Source organism: Arthrospira sp. PCC 9901, assembly GCF_059013425.1.
Genome location: NZ_CP102296.1, coordinates 88,888 through 106,213 on the forward strand (window position 1 = coordinate 88,888; position 17,326 = coordinate 106,213).

The following is a 17,326-nucleotide window of genomic DNA, read 5'->3' on the forward strand; positions in this document are numbered from 1 at the left end:
TTCATAATTCATAATTATATCTGCCTACAGTAATTAGGGCGGGTTGATTCATGTTAGTTAACCCGCCCCTATGGGACTATTTACCCTTTTGTTGATTTTTCGCCTGTTCTAAGGCGATTTCTTTCATGGCTTGGAATGAATTAGAATTAGAGGAACCTTCGATCGCTTTCACCGCTAAATCTTGAACTTGTTTTAGGGCGGAGTCTAGTTGTTTGGAGATGCTTTGAATGCGATTTTCTTGATTGCTAATGGTTTCGCTGAGGGATTTAACTCGCAGTTCTACGAACTGTTTTTGCCCTTCCACTTCTTTACCCCATAAATCCGCCTTGATTTTAGCTTGATAATTGCCGATATTCCGCCCCATTTCCTTACCTTTTTTAATGGCATCTTCTAGGTTTTTCTCAAATTCTGCCACCTTAGTTTTAACTTCTAAGTGTTCTTGTTCCCGTTGAGCGATCGCTGTTTCTCTTTCTAACCATTCTTGCTGCTTTTGCTGTTGCAATTCCTCAAGCTGTTGGTAGAGTTCCGCCTGATTTTGTTGATATTGTTCTTCGTCTAAGTCTCGCTCAAGCTGGAGGTTATATTGATAACTTTCCTGGTCGCGTTCCCGGTTTTTAGTCTCCGTCTGATTGCGTTCTTTAACTAACTGTTGATGTTCTTCTTTTTCCTTCTTCCAGGTGGCTTGTTGTCCTTGCCATTCCTGTTCTAAAGTCTCTCGGCGATCGCTTAATTCCTCCTCAAATTCTTTAAAACTCTGATGATACTGCTCAATTAAAACATCTAAAGTATCATCACTTATTGACTCAATATTATGCAGTTCTAGCAAATGCTGTTCCGCCTCTGCTACCCCATTTCGTAATTCTTGCAGTCGGGTAGCTTCTGAGGTTAACTGGTCTGATAATTCACTAATTACCCCCCCAAAAGTTGACTGAAGTATAGTTAAGTTATCTAGGGTAGATTGCAATTTTGACTTATTGGACTTAGGAGGTTGTGCGGGTGGTGTAACCGTCTTCACGGGTGTAGTTGCTGGGGGTGTAGGCGGCGGCGGTGGCGCGGCGGCGGGGGATTTACTAATCTCTGCTTTCAGGGATTCCTGTTCTTTTTGCAGTTCATGATAGGCTGCTAAAATTTCGGCTTTTGTGTTGCGATCGCTAATTTTTGCCATGATCATTTATCTCCGATTTTTGCGAGTTTAATATTTCCGAAATTATTGATTGTTACGATTCCCAGAAAACGCTCTCATTGCCAAATCTTGAGCCTGTTTCATGGTTTCCTGTAATTGTGCCGACAAATTCGTGATTTGTTCATTTTGTCGCTCAATAGTCGCTTCTAAAGATGCCACTTGTAATTGATATCCCTGTTGGTTAGATTCCCATTCCTTAGCCAACAGATCCGCCTTCACTTTCGCCTCGCGAGTAGCTTCTTGAATCGCCTCTTCTTTAGCTTTATTTAAAGCCTGTTTTAACTCTTCCTCAAAGGTCGCCACCCGTTGGCGATCGCTCTCAAATTTAGCCTGTTCCGCATTCAACACTTTTTCCCTTTCCTGCCAATTTTTCTGCTTCTCTTTAGTGGTTTCTTGAATCCCACGTTCTATGCGACGTTTCGCTTCCTCATATTGATCAGTTTCAATTTGTCGCTGGCGCTGTAAATTATAGCTATAATCCTCCGCTTCCTGCTGACGATGTTTAGCAGTATTTTCTTGATATTCAGCCACAGCCGCTTCAAAGTCCTGTTCCTCTTTTTCCCATAACTTACGTTCCCTAGCTATCTCTTTTTCCAGGCTTTCTTGGCGTTGGCTGGCTTGTTCCTCTAACAAGTTCATCTTTTCTTGATGTTCTTGGGTTAAAAGATGCAGAACATCAGCCACAACCCGAATTTTCTGGAGTTCCTCCAGTTGCTGAGATTGAATACTAATACCCCGTTTGATCGCATCTAATTTCGCAGATTCGGTTTCCAGTTTTTCCGAGAGTTCCGTGATTACACCACTAAAATCTAGCTGTAAATCTGCTAATCCTTTCACCAGGCTATCAACCGTATAAGTCGCCGCCTGTTCCAGAACCTGTTTCCGTTTCTCCCGTTCGGCTTGTTCTTCTTTCGTGGCTACCTTGGAAACTATATTTTGGCGATCGCTAATAATTTTAGAGAACGCCGCCATAATTTGAGACTGGGTTTCTAAAGATGCTAATTTGCTCATTATTTCACCTCAAATGCTAATTTTAGAGTCAGAAAATACCCCAAAAATGGCTAACTTAACTCTCTTGGGTATCGACAAATCTCCGGATTTTAGCGATACTTATATCTGAGTTGTTTTGATGCTCACTTCTAGCGGGTTTATCCGGGTTTAAAGTTGCTAAAATGGCGCGGAAATTGGGGCAGCGATTACCTTCCCAGCAATAGCAACCATCCATTAATCCGATTAGCAAAGACTTCAAACGTTGATTTTCTTCGAGAACAGCCTGATAGTTTGTCTGAATTGATTTTACCACAAAACTAATATGTTGCAAATCATCAGATAGACTGGAAATATCTTCTAGGGTATGATTTCGGAGGCGATCGCTTAAACTCAAGTTTTCCAGCAGTTGACGTTCCCACAAATCCTTTCGCGTTAACCGGACTACATTTTTCATCAGATACCCTCTAAATTTCAACTGGCTAACCCTCCCCTCGGTAAGAGGAGAGTTAAGCTATCCATCCGATTCAATCCCTAAGACACTGCTACCGGAACTTGTTGATCATTAACCGGAGGTAACATCATCTCATTGTCGCGATCTGAGGGAGAATGAGCCGCCATTAAACAAGCCACTTCATGGGGTGACAAATTATCCAAACAGATCATTTGTCGGGTTCCTTCCAAATCAATCATACGGGACAGGTTAGCCGGATCAGCTAAAACCGCCGCCGCCTGTTCTAAAATCGACCAATCACTACGTTCTACCCAAGACCACTTTAAACTATAGTAATTAATCGGTTTTACCACTCCATTTTCATCCGGTTTCTGACCAGAATGGCGGACAAATTCCGGCACAAAAATCCCCATAGCAGGTTCTACACCTTGGCTTTGTACAGAAGCCACCAACCGGTTAAAATCACTGAGAGAGCGACTTTTAATATAAGTGACCAATACAACACCTTGGGGGAGTTCTCCCGATTCAGCTACAAACCAAATTTGTCCCCATAATGTGTTGTTAGTTTGCCCTAAACTGCCAAAAAATTTGCTAAATTTGATAATCGTCATCGAGCATTTAGAGCCATATTCTTCATCTCCAATCATCCATTTTCCCGATTGGCAATTATTACGGACAGCGATCGGCATTTCCGGCACTAGCATCGCTTCTTTGTGCTTACTTCCAAATACAGAAATTGTGGGTTTTTCGTTAGTTTTATTCATGGTTTCTCCAGCTCGTGAAAATTTGGACAAAATCAGCGTTTAGCGAATCACAGAAACTGTTTTTTCTGGTTCGGGATAAGTAGATAATGGTTGGGGTTGTGCTTTCAAAATCTTTAAGGCGGCGATCAGTTTCTCTAAAGTGTCCGTGTGAGCGGCAGTAAAATGAATGCTAAATCCTGTACCGTCGCGCGTATAACCCGGACAGACTAGGGACGCTGAACCTAGTTCCTCATGGGTGGCAATATAGAGCCAGTCGTGATCATTTAGTTGGTAATGGGTATCAGTCCAAGTCCTGAGCATGGGATCTGTCCTCCGGTTCGCCATTTCACCCAACATCTGGAAGCCTTAGACTCTACATCTATGGCATAATGTGGTTTTATTGACAGTTGAGCGCTATCAGTAGAGCTTTGGCAGTTGATGCTTTGTTCAACTACATCTATACTAACAAGTGTTGATGGTTTCGTCAAGTGGTCAGTTGAAATTTTGTTCAAGGTGTCCTATAATAGAGACCAGGAGGACAATGCCGTGGACGAAACACAAACTTTTGGTAAATTGATCCGTCAGGCTCGCAAGGATAGGGGCTACTCCCAGCGAGAACTGGCGGGGTTGCTTGGTGTGGACTTTACCTATCTATCAAAGCTAGAGAACGATCGCGCTGATTATGCCCCCAAAGAGGAGGTAATCCGAGGTTTAGCGCGAAATTTGGGCATAGATGAGGAGGAGTTAATCTTTTTGGCGGGACGCATTCCCCACCATTACGAGAATTTCCTCAAACAGAATAACCGGGAGATCACAGCGCTATTTCGACGACTTCAGGAAAACCCTAATTTTGCTAAACAGGTATTTGATGCAGCTTCGGGGAAAGATAAGTGAGTATTCTCAAACCCTATCGCTTTTATGCGAAAGAATCTATTGAACGTCGCGCTGATCAGATTCTTCAGCGCATGGCGGCTACCCCTAATTTTGCTCCTCAGTGGCCTTTTGAGTCGAGTTTGGTGGCGGACTTTTTGGATTTGGGGGTAGTATGGGATTACATACCAGCGGACGAACAAGGGGCGATCGCCGCCCGCATTATTCCCGCCTCTAGACAAATTGAGATTAACGAAGAGATTTTAGAAAAACCCCAAGGGTTTATCGAGTCTACGATCGCCCATGAAATCGGACACTGGGTCCTTCATATTAATCAGGATGAGGTGGACGGGGTAGCTCGACAGTTAGAATTGAATCTGGGAAATTACGGTTGGTCATCCTCAACAGCCCAGGAACCATTTGTCTGTCGCAGTGGTGCGGTTTCCTCTCAAATTGCTTCCATTGAATGGCAGGCTCAATATTTTGCCAGTTGTCTGCTGATGCCTCGTCATATTTTAGAGGAAAAGCGATCGGGTCGCGATCTCAGTAAGTGGTCTCATCTCTACAGTATTAGGGATGAGTTGGGGGTGAGTATTTCTAATCTGACTAACCGCCTACAAGATTTGGGTTGGATTACTATTCCCAAAGGTCAGCGCCAAATTTATCTGGGAGAAGCTGATTTAAACAAGCAACAACGGTTATTCGGTTAGGCTGGGGATTTTCAACATCACCCCAGCAATCAACCAGTAATAAACGGCAACGGGGTCGGTATCAAGAGGATACCAGTAGGGGTTGTAACCGATGATGATCATAAAAATCCAGAAGACAATACCATCATTTCTCAGATGAGAATTGCGGACTTGATGATAAGATTTGAAACCTTCGATCATCAGGGTGGTTACCAATATTAAAAAGGCGATCGCTCCTATGATGCCTAATTCGTAGATGAGTTTAGAATAATAGGTTTCTAGTAGCCGTGTGCTACCTAGACTGCGGGTGGCATTAGTCCCTCGTCCGAGTCCATTACCTAATAAGCCTCCGCTATTTCTGAGAGTCCACTGAGTTTGATCTATGACAAATTCGGGAGGGGGAGATGCTGTCCAGCGTCCGGTCAAACTTTCAATTCGTCCCTCGGCTAGATTGGGAAATATGACGAGGGTAGTTAACAAAAATAGTCCGATGGCTAAAAAGCTAATTAATAATCGCTTCCAACGGGATATATGACTGGTGGCAACCATTAATAATATCAGCACCACAGGTACGCCCAAAAAGGCGGTTCTCTGACCTGATATTACTGCATTTATCATGATTAAGAATAGGGAAAATCCGCCAGTTATCTGCCAAGTTATTTTCGGGTCATTGAGGGCAGTTAGAAAAGCAAAAAAGGCACTGGAAATTAAAAACCATGTCCAATGCCATGGGGAGACAAAGGTTCCGGGAAGTCGGATAAAATTGGCTTCTGGTAGGTAGCCCAAAGAACCCCCAACTAGACACTTGCGCTGTAGGTTGGCTGTTAGTAAAAGATGGGGTTCTAAGCCGCTATTGTCTGGACAAACGCCTGTGATGACTAACCAAAATTGAGCGATACCTAGCAGACAACATACTATGGCTAAAACTACCTGTAAACGATTGAGGAAATAGACATCTTGACTTTTACGGATCAGGTAATATCCACAGGTGATTAGGGGGATATATCCGATTAAGATGGCTAATCCGAAAATCCCCATAACTATGGGAATTCCCCTAGGGTCATCACTAAAATGTTGCCCTCCATTGACGATAATTAGGTTAATTAAAGCAATCCCCACAAAGATTAATAGGGGGATTTTGAGATTTTTATTAATCAGAATTTCTTTGCCTTCACGAATTAGAACAACCAGCATTCCTAAGAGTGCGGGAATGTAAAATAATATATTTTTCAGTAAGTGAAAAATAGGTCGATCATCCCCTACCCAATAGGCGATCGTCCCCGCCAAAGGTAAATAAATCAGTAAACCCCATAATCCTTGGCGGGGATATCGGTAGGATAAAGCCGCACAGAAAATGGTGATAATTACATAAATAATCGCGATCGCCCCTAGGTCATTTCCAAACATGACCATAGCGACAATTAATGAGAAAACACTCACCCAACCCAGATAGGGAACTAAGCCTGATGTGTGATTAAATAAAGATTCGGAGTCGGTGACTGTAGGTATCTCGTTTTCTTCCTCTGTGAAAGCGGAGGAATCAGGGGGAGATTCATTTTGATACTGTAATGGTGAAGGATGATTGTTGGGTTCTGACATGGATGCACTTTACCCTTACTAATTGTCACCCTGATTCAAATTCGATCGCCCAAATTTGACAAATTCGTTGCTGCTTTTGGGACGGTAGTTGATGGTAGACACTAAGTATTTCTTGGTGGGTGAAATCAACAATTAGGGCAGATATTTGGTTAGGATTTTTAGTCCTGACCAAGGCAGATTTTAATTGTTCGAGATCAGCCATTCGTTAATTAAGTTATTCAGATGGGGAATTGGGGGACTCCGAGGGTAGCGGTAAACTGGTTAAGTCCGGTGGCGGGTTGACTGTCCGATCGCCCTCGGAATTGGGACGCGGGTTCATATCCTCGGATTCTAGGGTTTCGGTAAATTCGGTTAATTGTTGAAAGAGGCGATCGCTGATCCTAAACATTATCGGCTCTTCTGGCTGACTCTTTGCCATGTCCTTTACTCCATCAGTTTAGACCAGTTGTTTAACCAAGGGGATGATAATTCCGACCAGAGACCCTCCCAGTAGGGCAAATAAGCATAAGATACTGACCCCAAAGCCAATCATCCGCTTTTCCGCCACCTGATAGTATCCCCACGCATAGAGAATGCGCCCAACTATCCATACTGCACCCAAACCCGCAGCCACTAAGGGACTGACAAACTCAGAAAACAGCCACAAAGCCGGAAGGAAAATAATTAACTGTTCTAGGGTATTTTGCTGTACCCGCAAAACTCTTTCAAAGTTGGGATCGCCTGTCATGTCAGGAGGCATAACCTTATATTTCATTCTAGCCCTACCTACGTTGACGGTAACAACCAGGTATAGGATAAGCGCAGATGCAGTGATTAGGCTTGGCCAAGGTGACATATATTGATTGCCTCATGAGTGTCTACCACAATATTAACCTGCTTCGCCATTTTGGGTGGGAATTTCTCCGTATCTACCCTCAGACAGGTTTTTAGCCCATTGTGATCACAGTCACATAAATTTGGTCAAATGATCACAATCACCATCAATAGCCGATCACGAGACTTTTTCAGGATTATCACGGTATCGGCGGATAGTCGTCACGGCAATTTTCCGGCAGATCGTCAATAATCGATATTGTTGAAACCGAGAGATAGGTAAGTTAACCGTGATTCTGAACCCACAACTATTAAATCTTATTTCCGTCGAAAAGTCAAGATATTTCCAGGAAATTAATCTGAAGTCCAAGCTGGAAGTTATCTTAACTAAAATGGTCAGCAAGTTGGGTTTAAATAATCACCAAAACTTGCATCATGAACATCCCCAGTTTTCGCGGAAATATCAAGAGAATACTACCATGAATATTGACATCCTAAATCGCCCAATAGTTCAGGACATTTTAGTTGATAGTAATACCATGGAGAATATTGATCAATATCCCATTAACATCCTCCACAATATTGCTCTAAGTGTGCGGAAACTATATCGTAAGATTTACTATCAAAATATCAGGATTCGGCAGCTACAGCAAGAAAACAGAAAGCTGAAAGAACTAGCTTTTTTGGATGATTTAACGCAATTAGCCAATCGACGGAAGTTCTATCTTTATATGGAACATACTTTACAAACCCAAAAAGGAAAACCCATCTCTTTAATTCTCTTAGACATAGACTTTTTCAAGCCCTACAATGATAATTATGGTCACTTAGCGGGGGATTTATGTCTGCAACGGATCGCCAATGCTATTCAAGAGGCTATCACGGCTTGTCATCAGCAGAAGCCCTACTTAGCCGCCCGCTACGGAGGGGAAGAGTTTGCAATTATCCTACCGGGTATTAAATTAAAAGAAGCCCTGAATGTAGCGAACAAAATTCGCATGAATGTTTTGGGTAAAAACATTGTCCACTGCGGGTCTGAGATTAGTTCATGTATTACGCTAAGTGCGGGAGTTGCCACTAAAATTATTGGGGATGATTTATCACCAGAAGACCTGATTTTAAGTGCAGACAGGGGATTATATCAAGCCAAAAACAATGGACGTAACCGAGTCTTATCAGAGTCTTGATTGGCAATTAATTCTCCTAAAGTTTTCATAGCCATCTCAATTTTGGGAGACCAAAGTAAACCACAATTTAAGCGAAAGCAGTTTTGATAGTTTCCTGATGCAGAAAACATGGTTCCAGGAGCAATGCTAATTTGGCGTTTGTAGGCATCCTGGTAAAGTGCGATCGCATCAAAATGGGGTGGAAGTTCTACCCATAAGACGTGACCTCCTGTGGGGCGCGTTACTTTAGTTTCTGGGGGAAAATAATCACAAATTGCCTGAGTCATTCGTAAAACCTGTTCCCCATAAGCCCGTCGTAGGTGTCGGAGATGGCGGTCATAACCTCCATTGGCTAAAAAGGCAGCGATCGCTAATTGATTAGCTGCCGCTGTGACAATGTTAGTAAACAATTTGAGTTGTTCGACGGTGTTTTGATAACGACCAGCGACCACCCAACCTACCCGCAAACCGGGAGAAATGGTTTTACTACAAGAAGAGCAATATAAAACCAAACCCTTTTTATCAAACGCTTTAATCGCCTTCGGACGCATCTCATCAAAACCTAAATCTCCATAAACGTCATCTTCCACCAAAGGAATATCGTAGCGTTCCAGAATTTCCGCTAAGGCTTTTTTCTTGCTATCTTCCATACAGCTTCCCAGGGGATTACTAAAATTGGAAACGATCGCACAAGCAGCCACCTGACCTTGACTCAGGGCGTTTTCCAAATCTGGTAATGATAAGCCGGATCGCGGGTGGGTGGGAAGTTCCAAGGCTTTTAGGTGTAGAGATTGCAAAATTTCTAACAATCCATAATAGGATGGGGACTCGATCGCCACTGTATCCCCCGGTTTTGTGATCGCGCGTAGAGATAAATACATCCCCTCTGTCGTCCCATTCACAATCAAAATTTGGTCTGGGGTGAGGGAACAACCCGCATCCATTAATCTCCTGGCTACTTCATCGCGTAAAGGTTCCAACCCTGGTAGCGCGTTATAGGAGTGACAGACTTCTGGGTTTTGACGCATTACCTGTCCCATCAGTCGATTTAATGCGGCGAGGGGGAATAGTTCCGGGTCAGGGACGGCCGCACCGAGTTTAATCATTCCTGGTTCCCGTAGGACTTTATTGATCTTAAAAGCTATTGAGGTATCTACGTTACAGGCTAGTCCCGGAGGGGCTGAGGAGGTGGGTTCTGCGGGTGGAAGTGACAGAATATGGCGAACATAGTACCCCGACTGAGGACGCGCGACAATTAGCCCTCTGTCTTCGAGGAGGCGATAGGCTTCTAATACTGTGGTGATGCTAACACTCATCTGTTGGTGCATTTTGCGGACTGAGGGAATGCGCGAGCCTGGTTTCAGGGTCCCTTCTTTAATGAGGGACTGAATGCGGTTGGCTACCTGTTCATACAAATTCACTCCGGGAGACTTTTCCACGGGTCTGGCTTTCATGGTCATACCTCCAAATCCCTTACAAGGATACAGTTGCTGATTTTCTTACCATAACAGTTGCTAAAAATTAAACTGTTATGGCTACAATTTATCATAACTGCATCTGTTATTTTTGGCTAGGGTAGGTCATACTTTTTATAGAGTGATCGAAATTTACTTATTTTGGCGATCGCTTATTTATGTGAACCGCGATAAATAAGGGAGTTTAAAGTTAGCATCTCCTCTACTTTATGGTTTGTTACAACTGAATATTCATGGAGGAATTGTGGCGATGAAATCAACGGAACGAACTGCTTGTAGTACCATGCCATTGACGGGTAATGCTTTGGTTAATTATTCCGGCATTTACCCCAAAAAAGGTATTGTTAATTGGTGGCAAAAAATACCTAGTTTATTGTGTAATTTTCTGCTGGGTGGCGGGGATATCAGAATCTCTGAAAGTTATGATCAAGATGGTGATTTAGTCTGGGATGTTTATGACCCTTTCACTCGGCGCAATCAACGTTTTTATACGGAACAAGATGTCAGAATTTGGTTAGAATCCCGCTATTGTAAATAATCCGGGGTTTATTTGTCAACCCAATATCTGAGGGATATCTATTGAGTCTGTCAGTAGGTTAGACCCTACTTATACCCAATTTTTGATTCAGGGGGTTTTTATGGTGAAACAACAGAATTGGCAAAATCATCGGTTATTATCCCGATCGCATCTTTGGGGCGATCGTCTCATCAAACTGATACACAATACCATCGAATTTAGTCTCTTTTATGGTGAATATATAGTCATACCTCCCGACCAAAGACTAAAGCAACTGTCTCATAAATAAGACCAGATCACCTAACCCCCTAACCACCCTCTCCCAGAAGGTGAGAAGGTGGGGGGGTGGGGGCTGATTTCTGTATTGATTGAGAATGGCTATATAGAATGGGACTAGAGTAACTGTCAACAATTCACATGATTGGGAATTATTCAATGGCTGAAAACTTAGGAAATAAATATCAATTTTGGGTAGATAGAGGCGGTACATTTACAGATATTGTCGCGCGCAAACCAGACGGTAGTTTAGTGACCCATAAACTCCTATCAGAAAATCCTCAACGTTATCAGGATGCTGTGGTAGCTGGTATCAAAGAAATTTTAGGAATTGGTTTGCATGAACCCATCCCAGAAAATTGTATTTCTGAGGTAAAAATGGGAACCACAGTAGCAACCAATGCACTCCTGGAACGCCAAGGCGATCGCACCCTATTAATCATCACCAAAGGCTTTAAAGATGCTCTCCGCATTGGCTATCAAAATCGCCCCGATATTTTTGCCCAAGAAATCATTTTACCATCTTTGCTATATGAAAGGGTAATCGAAGCAGAAGAACGCTACAGCGCCCAAGGGGAAGAACTGCAACCTCTCCAATTAGAACCCTTAAAAATCGCCCTAAAAAAGGCTTATCAAGACGGAATTCGCAGTTGTGCGATCGCCCTAATGCACAGCTACCGCTACCCCAAACACGAACAACAAATCGCCGAAATCGCCGCCGAAATTGGCTTTACCCAAATTTCCGCATCCCACCAAATTAGCCCCCTAATGAAGCTAATCAGCCGGGGAGATACCACCGTAGTGGATGCTTACCTATCACCCATTTTAAGGCGTTATATTGATAAAGTTGCCCAGGAATTATATGGCAACCAGCCCTCAAAAGATGCAGTATCTAGCCCGCCAAAAAACCTGCCTAAATTAATGTTTATGCAGTCCAATGGTGCTTTAACTAACGCCCAAAACTTCCAAGGAAAAGACAGCATTTTATCAGGACCTGCTGGCGGCATTGTCGGCGCAGTGAAAACCAGTAAACAGGCAGGTTTTGACAAAATTATCACCTTTGATATGGGTGGAACATCCACAGATGTCGCGCATTATAATGGCGAATATGAAAGACAATTTGAGACCGAAATTGCGGGAGTCAGAATGCGAACGCCTATCCTTTCTATTCATACTGTAGCAGCCGGGGGAGGTTCAATTTTATGCTTTGACGGTTTCCGCTATCGTGTCGGTCCAGAGTCTGCGGGTGCTGATCCAGGTCCCGCTTGCTATGGTGGTGGGGGACCTTTAACAGTTACTGACTGTAACGTAATGTTAGGCAAAATTAGACCCGAATTTTTCCCCCAAGTATTCGGACCCCAAGCCAATTCACCCCTTGATGCAGAAGTAGTTAAAGCCAAATTTAACCAGTTAGCCGCAGATATTACTCAAGCCACCGGAGACCCTCGCCAACCGGAAGAAGTGGCGGCGGGTTTTATTGCGATCGCCGTAGAAAATATGGCTAATGCGATTAAGAAAATATCCCTACAGCGGGGTTATGACGTATCCGAATATACCCTCTGTTGCTTTGGCGGCGCAGGAGGTCAACACGCCTGTGCGATCGCAGATACATTAGGCATTACACGGGTGTTTATTCATCCCTACGCTGGCGTTTTATCTGCCTATGGCATGGCCCTAGCAGATGTAGGTAACATCCGCGAGAAAGCCATAGAAGCCACGCTAAACGAACATTTATTAGCAGATATCACCCCAGTTTTAGCCGATTTAGAAACCGAAATGCGATCGGAACTTGACCCCCACAATTCCCCCAACGACATAGTTTTTTATCGCGCTAATTTAAAATATCAGGGGACTGACTCCACCCTAACCGTCCCATTTTCCCCCCAAGTCGAACCCATGAAAGCCGCCTTTGAAACCGAACACCGCACCCGTTATGGTTTTGTCAAAGCCGACAAAAAATTAATAGTTGAATCTGTATCCGTCGAAGTAGTCCGCCAGATGGAAAATCCCCCGGAAACCATATTATCTCGTCGAAATGATCAACCCCCATCTCCTATTGCTACCGTCCCTATGTTTGCTAATCAGAAATGGCAACAAACCCCCGTATTTCCCAGAGAGATTTTACAGCCAGGAGATGAAGTAATCGGACCCGCGATTATTCTTGAAGCCACCGGAACTAATATTGTTGAACCAGGTTGGTCTGCCCAATTAACCGAACGCAATCACTTAGTTTTAGCCAAAATTTCCCAGCCCCAAACCTCCCCCATTGACACCAATACCTTGACCAATAAACCAGATCCCGTGCGTCTGGAAATTTTTAAAAACCTGTTTCAGTTTATCGCTGAACAGATGGGAATTACCCTACAAAATACCGCATCATCAGTTAACATTAAAGAACGCCTAGATTTTTCCTGTGCAATTTTCGATGAATTGGGGGAACTCGTAGCTAACGCTCCCCATATTCCTGTACATTTAGGCTCTATGGGAGAAAGTGTCCGCAGCCTAATTAAAGCCAAAGCCGAAACTCTCAAATCTGGGGATGTTTATATGCTAAATAATCCCTATGATGGCGGGACTCACTTACCTGATATTACCGTCATTACTCCAGTATTTGATACCGCCGGATTAAACATTTTATTTTATGTAGCATCTCGCGGTCATCATGCTGACCTGGGAGGGATAACACCCGGTTCTATGCCGCCCCATAGTCAAACAGTCTTGGAAGAAGGGATTGTAATCGATAAGTTCCAGTTAGTTGATAGTGGCAAATTCCGAGAAGCAGAAGTGCTGAAATTATTAACTCATCATCCCTACCCGGCGCGGAACCCTCAGACTAATGTTGCTGACTTACAAGCACAAATTGCGGCTAATGAAAAAGGGGTGACGGAATTACAGAAAATGGTCGCACAATATGGGTTAGCTACAGTCCAGGCTTATATGAAATTTGTCCAGGATAATGCTGAGGAGTGCGTTAGAAAGGCTATTGATGTTCTGCGGGATGGTCAGTTTATTTATATTCTGGATAATGGGGGAGTTATTCAAGTGGCGATTAGCATTAATCGCCAAAACCGCAGCGCCAAAATAGATTTCACCGGAACTTCTCGACAATTGGACAGTAATTTTAATGCACCCCAGGCGGTTTGTAAAGCGGCGGTTTTGTATGTATTTCGGACTTTGGCGGCTGATAGTATTCCCCTCAATGCTGGATGTCTAAAACCTTTGGAAATTGTCATCCCTCAAGGCTGTATGCTTAACCCCAAATTTCCGGCGGCTGTAGTAGCGGGAAATGTCGAAACTTCTCAGGCTGTGGTTGATGCTTTATATGGCGCTTTGGGGGTTATGGCGGCTTCCCAGGGAACTATGAATAATTTGACCTTTGGAAGCGATCGCTATCAGTATTATGAAACCATCTGCGGCGGATCTGGCGCAGGTCCAAATTTTCACGGGACCGACGCGGTACATACTCACATGACTAATTCTCGCCTAACTGATCCAGAAGTGTTAGAATGGCGTTATCCAGTTCTGATCGATGCTTTTGCTATTCGCCCCCACAGCGGCGGCGGCGGAAACTATCGCGGTGGTAATGGTATTATCCGCCAAATTCGATTTTTGGAGGAAATGACTGCCACTATCCTATCGGGACATCGCATCATTCCACCTTTTGGTATGGCTGGGGGTGAACCGGGTATGGTGGGGCGTAATTCCATTACTCGCCAAAATGGGACTGTTGAAGATCTCGGTAGTACGGCGATCGCCCTTATGGGTATAGGGGATGTGTTGACCATCCAAACTCCCGGCGGCGGGGGATATGGTGCGCCACAATAACCTATAATAGGCTAGAAACCTCTTTGACCATGGGGAGTTTGTCTAAACCCATAGACATATTGACTCCCCTTTTGGTATCGCCTAACATATAATACATAATGCTATATGGTCTTCAGCTAAGTTGACCCGGATTTAGTTAATCATTTAATCGGATTGAGTCAGTATAAATACTGGTCAAAAATATAATCCTTTCCCTTGTATAACCCGCCTGAAATACTATAATCACCACGGTCAGACTTAAACCCAGCTACCCCCTAAGTGTCAGTCCTTGATTTTCATTAATGATATTACTAGCACCTAAAAATGTAGCCAGAATAGCATTTTTTTTGAGGGAGTTAGTAGTAGCTTTCCCCCAGGATACCAACTAACATATTCAGCCTAAATATATGAACGAAAAAGACGAATTTATTTACCCAAAAACCCGTTATCGTGGAGAATTTAGCCCCCAAAATATGATGTTTAACTCTAACCTTCAAGAGTTTGCACATAAGATTAACTATATCTGTGCGTTAGAAACCAATGGTAAACTGAGTTCCGAAGTTGCTTACCAAAGAATCAAACAACTCTGGAAAGAATTAAAAGAGTCTAAAAAGAATCTCAATATTGGCGAAAATGCAGCCAACCAAGACCCAGAATAACTAGCCATGGTCTGCATAACTACAAGCCAGGGATAAAATCCCTAATTTTCCCACAAAATTAGCCCATATTCATCATTTTCAATGTCTCACCCAATTACCGTTACCGTCCCCGCCACCACCGCCAATATTGGACCAGGGTTTGATTGTATTGGTGCAGCCCTCAGCCTATATAATACCCTAGAATTTTCACCTTTAACAGATACAGAAAAACCCCACCAAATTACTGCCGAAGGACTAGAAAGCGATCGCGTAGCCACAGACGATCGCAACTTAGTTTATCAAGCCTTTCTCAAATTCTACCATCACATCAATCAAACTCCCCCTCCCGTCAAAATTCACATCAAACTAGGAGTCCCCCTCGCCAGAGGTTTAGGAAGTTCAGCCACAGCAATTGTGGGGGGTTTAGTGGGCGCAAATACCCTAGCCGGAAACCCCCTAACTCCAACAGAAATTATGGAAATGGCGATCGCCATAGAAGGACACCCCGACAACGTAGTTCCCGCCCTGTTGGGGGGCTGTCAGTTATCAGTAGCCGACCATAACCACCGCTGGCAGATCTGCGAAATTCCTTGGCATCAAGATATAGTCCCCGTCGTCGCTATTCCCGACTTTGAACTATCCACCGCCGAAGCCCGCAGCGTCCTCCCCTCCCATTATACCCGCGCCGATGCCATTTTCAACACCGCCCACCTAGGTTTATTAGTCCGAGGCTTAGAAACCGGACAGGGAGACTGGTTGCGCGTGGCTATGGCTGACAAAATCCATCAGCCCTACCGCCAATCTCTGATTCAGGGTTATGATACCGTCAGACAAGCCGCCTTAGATGCAGGCGCTTACGAATTAGCCATTAGCGGGGCAGGACCGACCCTTCTAGCCCTCACAGACCCCCCCCACACCCACTTATGTGTATCTGCCATGAGGGAGGCTTGGAGGGGCTATAACATCGGGGTAGATGTGCGATCGCTTGCAATTGATACCCAAGGCGCTAAAGTCACTTAATTTCCCTACTCATTACCAGCCGAAAGAGTCAGTAAAAATGCCAGATTTTCCTCAGTTTTCAGGGCGTGGGGTGCGTTGGCTTTCATAAATACAAACACTCCCGCCTCTAAGGTAATCTCTTTCCCCTCCAGAGTTAAAATTCCGCGACCTGCCAAAACGTTAACCGTCGCGTTTTTGGTAGCCGTATGTTCCGAAATTTCCGTGCCAGCCCCCAAACAAAATAGGGTATATTGACAGTGAGCATCTTTCAGCAAAACCCGGCTAACAATTCCCCCCTCCGCATATTGGATATAATCATCCAACTTAATAGCCGTTGAAGTATTTAGGGATATGATATCGCTCATAATAGCTCTCTCCATTTTATGGGTGGCTATTTGAGATCATATCACATTCCCTTCATGTCAACTTACCCGCCACCCCCAAACATCCTAGTTATCAGCCATGGCGTTACCTAACCTGAGTCGAGAATGATCAGCTATAATGATAACAGATGTTATCCAATAGTAGAAATTAGGAATCTTGAATCATGGCTTTAACAGCATCAACCATGTTAAGTTTGGGGACGCGCGCCCCAGATTTTCAACTCCCAGACGTGACCTCTGGGGAAATGATATCCGTCGATACATTTAAGGATAAAAAAGCCTTGCTAGTCATGTTTATATGTTGTCACTGTCCCTTCGTTAAACATATTCAAGATGAACTAGCCCAATTAGGACGTGATTATCAACCCCTAGGAATAGGAATAGTTGCCATTAGCGCCAACTCCATCAAAACCCATCCCCAAGACGGACCCGAACACCTGAAAAACCAAGCGGAAACAGTAGGTTTTTCCTTCCCTTACTGCTACGATGAAACCCAAGAAGTAGCCCAAGCCTATACAGCAGCCTGTACCCCCGATTTCTTCTTGTTTAATAGCGATCGCCAATTAGTCTATCGCGGTCAATTAGATGACAGTCGCCCCGGGAATAACTTACCCGTCACCGGGGCAGATTTGCGGGCGGCTTTAGATGCCATTATCGCCGACAAACCCATCAACAGCGACCAAAAACCCAGTATTGGTTGCAATATCAAATGGCATCCGCAATAACATCA

20 protein-coding genes are annotated in these 17,326 nt (G+C 44.0%); 9 read left to right on the forward strand and 11 right to left on the reverse strand.

Translation table 11 applies throughout. The features are described from left to right. Nucleotides 1–76 precede the first annotated feature (76 nt). The 5 genes from NLZ44_RS00465 to NLZ44_RS00485 form a co-directional block, all read right to left on the reverse strand. Nucleotides 77–1,165 carry a hypothetical protein gene (locus tag NLZ44_RS00465; protein WP_493751537.1) on the reverse strand — a complete coding sequence of 363 codons (1,089 nt, stop codon included), beginning with the start codon at nucleotides 1,163–1,165 and terminating at the stop codon, nucleotides 77–79. Nucleotides 1,166–1,207: 42 nt separating this feature from the next. Next, the gene (locus tag NLZ44_RS00470) at nucleotides 1,208–2,194 is read right to left on the reverse strand and encodes a hypothetical protein (RefSeq protein WP_493751538.1); all 987 of its coding nucleotides are present in this window, start codon (nucleotides 2,192–2,194) and stop codon (nucleotides 1,208–1,210) included. 55 nt (nucleotides 2,195–2,249) lie between these two features. Further along, a complete protein-coding gene (locus NLZ44_RS00475; protein WP_008056750.1) occupies nucleotides 2,250–2,627 on the reverse strand; it encodes a hypothetical protein in 378 nt (125 codons plus the stop codon). A 77-nt stretch (nucleotides 2,628–2,704) separates the two neighbouring features. After that, a complete protein-coding gene (locus NLZ44_RS00480) occupies nucleotides 2,705–3,388 on the reverse strand; it encodes a hypothetical protein (protein WP_006621829.1) in 684 nt (227 codons plus the stop codon). 39 nt (nucleotides 3,389–3,427) lie between these two features. Further along, the gene (locus tag NLZ44_RS00485; RefSeq protein ID WP_048894893.1) at nucleotides 3,428–3,688 is read right to left on the reverse strand and encodes a hypothetical protein; all 261 of its coding nucleotides are present in this window, start codon (nucleotides 3,686–3,688) and stop codon (nucleotides 3,428–3,430) included. 225 nt (nucleotides 3,689–3,913) lie between these two features. On the opposite strand from NLZ44_RS00485, the gene NLZ44_RS00490 reads away from it, so the two are divergent. Beyond that, nucleotides 3,914–4,261 (forward strand): helix-turn-helix domain-containing protein, encoded by a 348-nt coding sequence (locus NLZ44_RS00490; RefSeq protein WP_006621831.1) that lies wholly within the window; start codon nucleotides 3,914–3,916, stop codon nucleotides 4,259–4,261. Then, nucleotides 4,258–4,947, forward strand: coding sequence for a M78 family metallopeptidase domain-containing protein (locus NLZ44_RS00495; protein WP_008056756.1), 690 nt, complete (start codon nucleotides 4,258–4,260; stop codon nucleotides 4,945–4,947). Before NLZ44_RS00490 ends, NLZ44_RS00495 begins: the two co-directional genes overlap by 4 nt. Here the strand turns inward: NLZ44_RS00495 and NLZ44_RS00500 are convergent. Genes NLZ44_RS00500 through NLZ44_RS00515 form a run of 4 tightly spaced genes read right to left on the reverse strand, consistent with a single transcriptional unit; the run spans nucleotide 4,936 to nucleotide 7,360 of the window. Then, nucleotides 4,936–6,525 carry a hypothetical protein gene (locus NLZ44_RS00500; protein ID WP_493751539.1) on the reverse strand — a complete coding sequence of 530 codons (1,590 nt, stop codon included), beginning with the start codon at nucleotides 6,523–6,525 and terminating at the stop codon, nucleotides 4,936–4,938. The two genes, NLZ44_RS00495 and NLZ44_RS00500, sit on opposite strands and share 12 nt — an antisense overlap. A gap of 25 nt (nucleotides 6,526–6,550) precedes the next feature. Next, nucleotides 6,551–6,727, reverse strand: coding sequence for a hypothetical protein (locus tag NLZ44_RS00505; protein WP_006621834.1), 177 nt, complete (start codon nucleotides 6,725–6,727; stop codon nucleotides 6,551–6,553). 12 nt (nucleotides 6,728–6,739) lie between these two features. Next, nucleotides 6,740–6,943 carry a hypothetical protein gene (locus tag NLZ44_RS00510; protein ID WP_315639976.1) on the reverse strand — a complete coding sequence of 68 codons (204 nt, stop codon included), beginning with the start codon at nucleotides 6,941–6,943 and terminating at the stop codon, nucleotides 6,740–6,742. 18 nt (nucleotides 6,944–6,961) lie between these two features. Continuing rightward, nucleotides 6,962–7,360, reverse strand: coding sequence for an MAPEG family protein (locus NLZ44_RS00515; RefSeq protein WP_315639974.1), 399 nt, complete (start codon nucleotides 7,358–7,360; stop codon nucleotides 6,962–6,964). Nucleotides 7,361–7,628: 268 nt separating this feature from the next. Between NLZ44_RS00515 and NLZ44_RS00520 the strand changes: the two genes are divergently transcribed. Continuing rightward, a complete protein-coding gene (locus tag NLZ44_RS00520) occupies nucleotides 7,629–8,525 on the forward strand; it encodes a GGDEF domain-containing protein (protein WP_493751540.1) in 897 nt (298 codons plus the stop codon). Here NLZ44_RS00520 and NLZ44_RS00525 read toward each other — a convergent pair. Next, on the reverse strand, nucleotides 8,480–9,958 hold the full coding sequence (locus NLZ44_RS00525; protein WP_493751541.1) for an aminotransferase-like domain-containing protein: 1,479 nt from the start codon (nucleotides 9,956–9,958) through the stop codon (nucleotides 8,480–8,482). The genes NLZ44_RS00520 and NLZ44_RS00525 overlap by 46 nt on opposite strands. A 271-nt stretch (nucleotides 9,959–10,229) precedes the next feature. Between NLZ44_RS00525 and NLZ44_RS00530 the strand changes: the two genes are divergently transcribed. The 5 genes from NLZ44_RS00530 to thrB all read left to right on the forward strand — a co-directional run bounded on the left by NLZ44_RS00530 (nucleotide 10,230) and on the right by thrB (nucleotide 16,234). Further along, nucleotides 10,230–10,517, forward strand: a complete 288-nt coding sequence (locus NLZ44_RS00530) for a hypothetical protein (RefSeq protein ID WP_493751542.1) — start codon at nucleotides 10,230–10,232, stop codon at nucleotides 10,515–10,517. 100 nt (nucleotides 10,518–10,617) lie between these two features. Then, nucleotides 10,618–10,785: a hypothetical protein gene (locus NLZ44_RS00535; RefSeq protein ID WP_155839093.1), complete on the forward strand. Its 168-nt coding sequence runs from the start codon at nucleotides 10,618–10,620 to the stop codon at nucleotides 10,783–10,785. Nucleotides 10,786–10,931: 146 nt separating this feature from the next. Continuing rightward, entirely contained in the window at nucleotides 10,932–14,597 is a 3,666-nt protein-coding gene (locus tag NLZ44_RS00540) for a hydantoinase B/oxoprolinase family protein (protein ID WP_493751543.1), read from the forward strand. Nucleotides 14,598–14,983: 386 nt separating this feature from the next. Further along, entirely contained in the window at nucleotides 14,984–15,235 is a 252-nt protein-coding gene (locus NLZ44_RS00545; RefSeq protein ID WP_493751544.1) for a DUF7219 family protein, read from the forward strand. Between the two features lie 81 nt (nucleotides 15,236–15,316). Further along, nucleotides 15,317–16,234, forward strand: coding sequence for a homoserine kinase (gene thrB, locus NLZ44_RS00550; protein WP_006621846.1), 918 nt, complete (start codon nucleotides 15,317–15,319; stop codon nucleotides 16,232–16,234). Nucleotides 16,235–16,239: 5 nt separating this feature from the next. Here the strand turns inward: thrB and NLZ44_RS00555 are convergent, their stop codons facing one another. Continuing rightward, nucleotides 16,240–16,578, reverse strand: a complete 339-nt coding sequence (locus NLZ44_RS00555; RefSeq protein WP_493751545.1) for a cupin domain-containing protein — start codon at nucleotides 16,576–16,578, stop codon at nucleotides 16,240–16,242. Nucleotides 16,579–16,760: 182 nt separating this feature from the next. Here NLZ44_RS00555 and NLZ44_RS00560 point away from each other — a divergent pair, with 182 nt between their 5' ends. Then, complete coding sequence (locus tag NLZ44_RS00560) at nucleotides 16,761–17,321, forward strand: thioredoxin family protein (RefSeq protein ID WP_006621848.1); 561 nt, start codon at nucleotides 16,761–16,763, stop codon at nucleotides 17,319–17,321. Nucleotides 17,322–17,326: the final 5 nt, after the last annotated feature.

What these genes read in the sequence shown, in the direction of transcription:
- NLZ44_RS00475 (WP_008056750.1), bottom strand. Translation starts at nt 2,627, where the DNA reads ATGAAAAATGTAGTCCGGTTAACGCGAAAGGATTTGTGGGAACGTCAA.
- NLZ44_RS00470 (WP_493751538.1), bottom strand. Translation starts at nt 2,194, where the DNA reads ATGAGCAAATTAGCATCTTTAGAAACCCAGTCTCAAATTATGGCGGCG.
- NLZ44_RS00505 (WP_006621834.1), bottom strand. Translation starts at nt 6,727, where the DNA reads ATGGCTGATCTCGAACAATTAAAATCTGCCTTGGTCAGGACTAAAAAT.
- NLZ44_RS00525 (WP_493751541.1), bottom strand. Translation starts at nt 9,958, where the DNA reads ATGAAAGCCAGACCCGTGGAAAAGTCTCCCGGAGTGAATTTGTATGAA.
- NLZ44_RS00515 (WP_315639974.1), bottom strand. Translation starts at nt 7,360, where the DNA reads ATGTCACCTTGGCCAAGCCTAATCACTGCATCTGCGCTTATCCTATAC.
- NLZ44_RS00510 (WP_315639976.1), bottom strand. Translation starts at nt 6,943, where the DNA reads ATGGCAAAGAGTCAGCCAGAAGAGCCGATAATGTTTAGGATCAGCGAT.
- NLZ44_RS00535 (WP_155839093.1), top strand. Translation starts at nt 10,618, where the DNA reads ATGGTGAAACAACAGAATTGGCAAAATCATCGGTTATTATCCCGATCG.
- thrB (WP_006621846.1), top strand. Translation starts at nt 15,317, where the DNA reads ATGTCTCACCCAATTACCGTTACCGTCCCCGCCACCACCGCCAATATT.
- NLZ44_RS00480 (WP_006621829.1), bottom strand. Translation starts at nt 3,388, where the DNA reads ATGAATAAAACTAACGAAAAACCCACAATTTCTGTATTTGGAAGTAAG.
- NLZ44_RS00465 (WP_493751537.1), bottom strand. Translation starts at nt 1,165, where the DNA reads ATGGCAAAAATTAGCGATCGCAACACAAAAGCCGAAATTTTAGCAGCC.
- NLZ44_RS00545 (WP_493751544.1), top strand. Translation starts at nt 14,984, where the DNA reads ATGAACGAAAAAGACGAATTTATTTACCCAAAAACCCGTTATCGTGGA.
- NLZ44_RS00500 (WP_493751539.1), bottom strand. Translation starts at nt 6,525, where the DNA reads ATGTCAGAACCCAACAATCATCCTTCACCATTACAGTATCAAAATGAA.
- NLZ44_RS00485 (WP_048894893.1), bottom strand. Translation starts at nt 3,688, where the DNA reads ATGCTCAGGACTTGGACTGATACCCATTACCAACTAAATGATCACGAC.
- NLZ44_RS00560 (WP_006621848.1), top strand. Translation starts at nt 16,761, where the DNA reads ATGGCTTTAACAGCATCAACCATGTTAAGTTTGGGGACGCGCGCCCCA.
- NLZ44_RS00555 (WP_493751545.1), bottom strand. Translation starts at nt 16,578, where the DNA reads ATGAGCGATATCATATCCCTAAATACTTCAACGGCTATTAAGTTGGAT.
- NLZ44_RS00530 (WP_493751542.1), top strand. Translation starts at nt 10,230, where the DNA reads ATGAAATCAACGGAACGAACTGCTTGTAGTACCATGCCATTGACGGGT.
- NLZ44_RS00540 (WP_493751543.1), top strand. Translation starts at nt 10,932, where the DNA reads ATGGCTGAAAACTTAGGAAATAAATATCAATTTTGGGTAGATAGAGGC.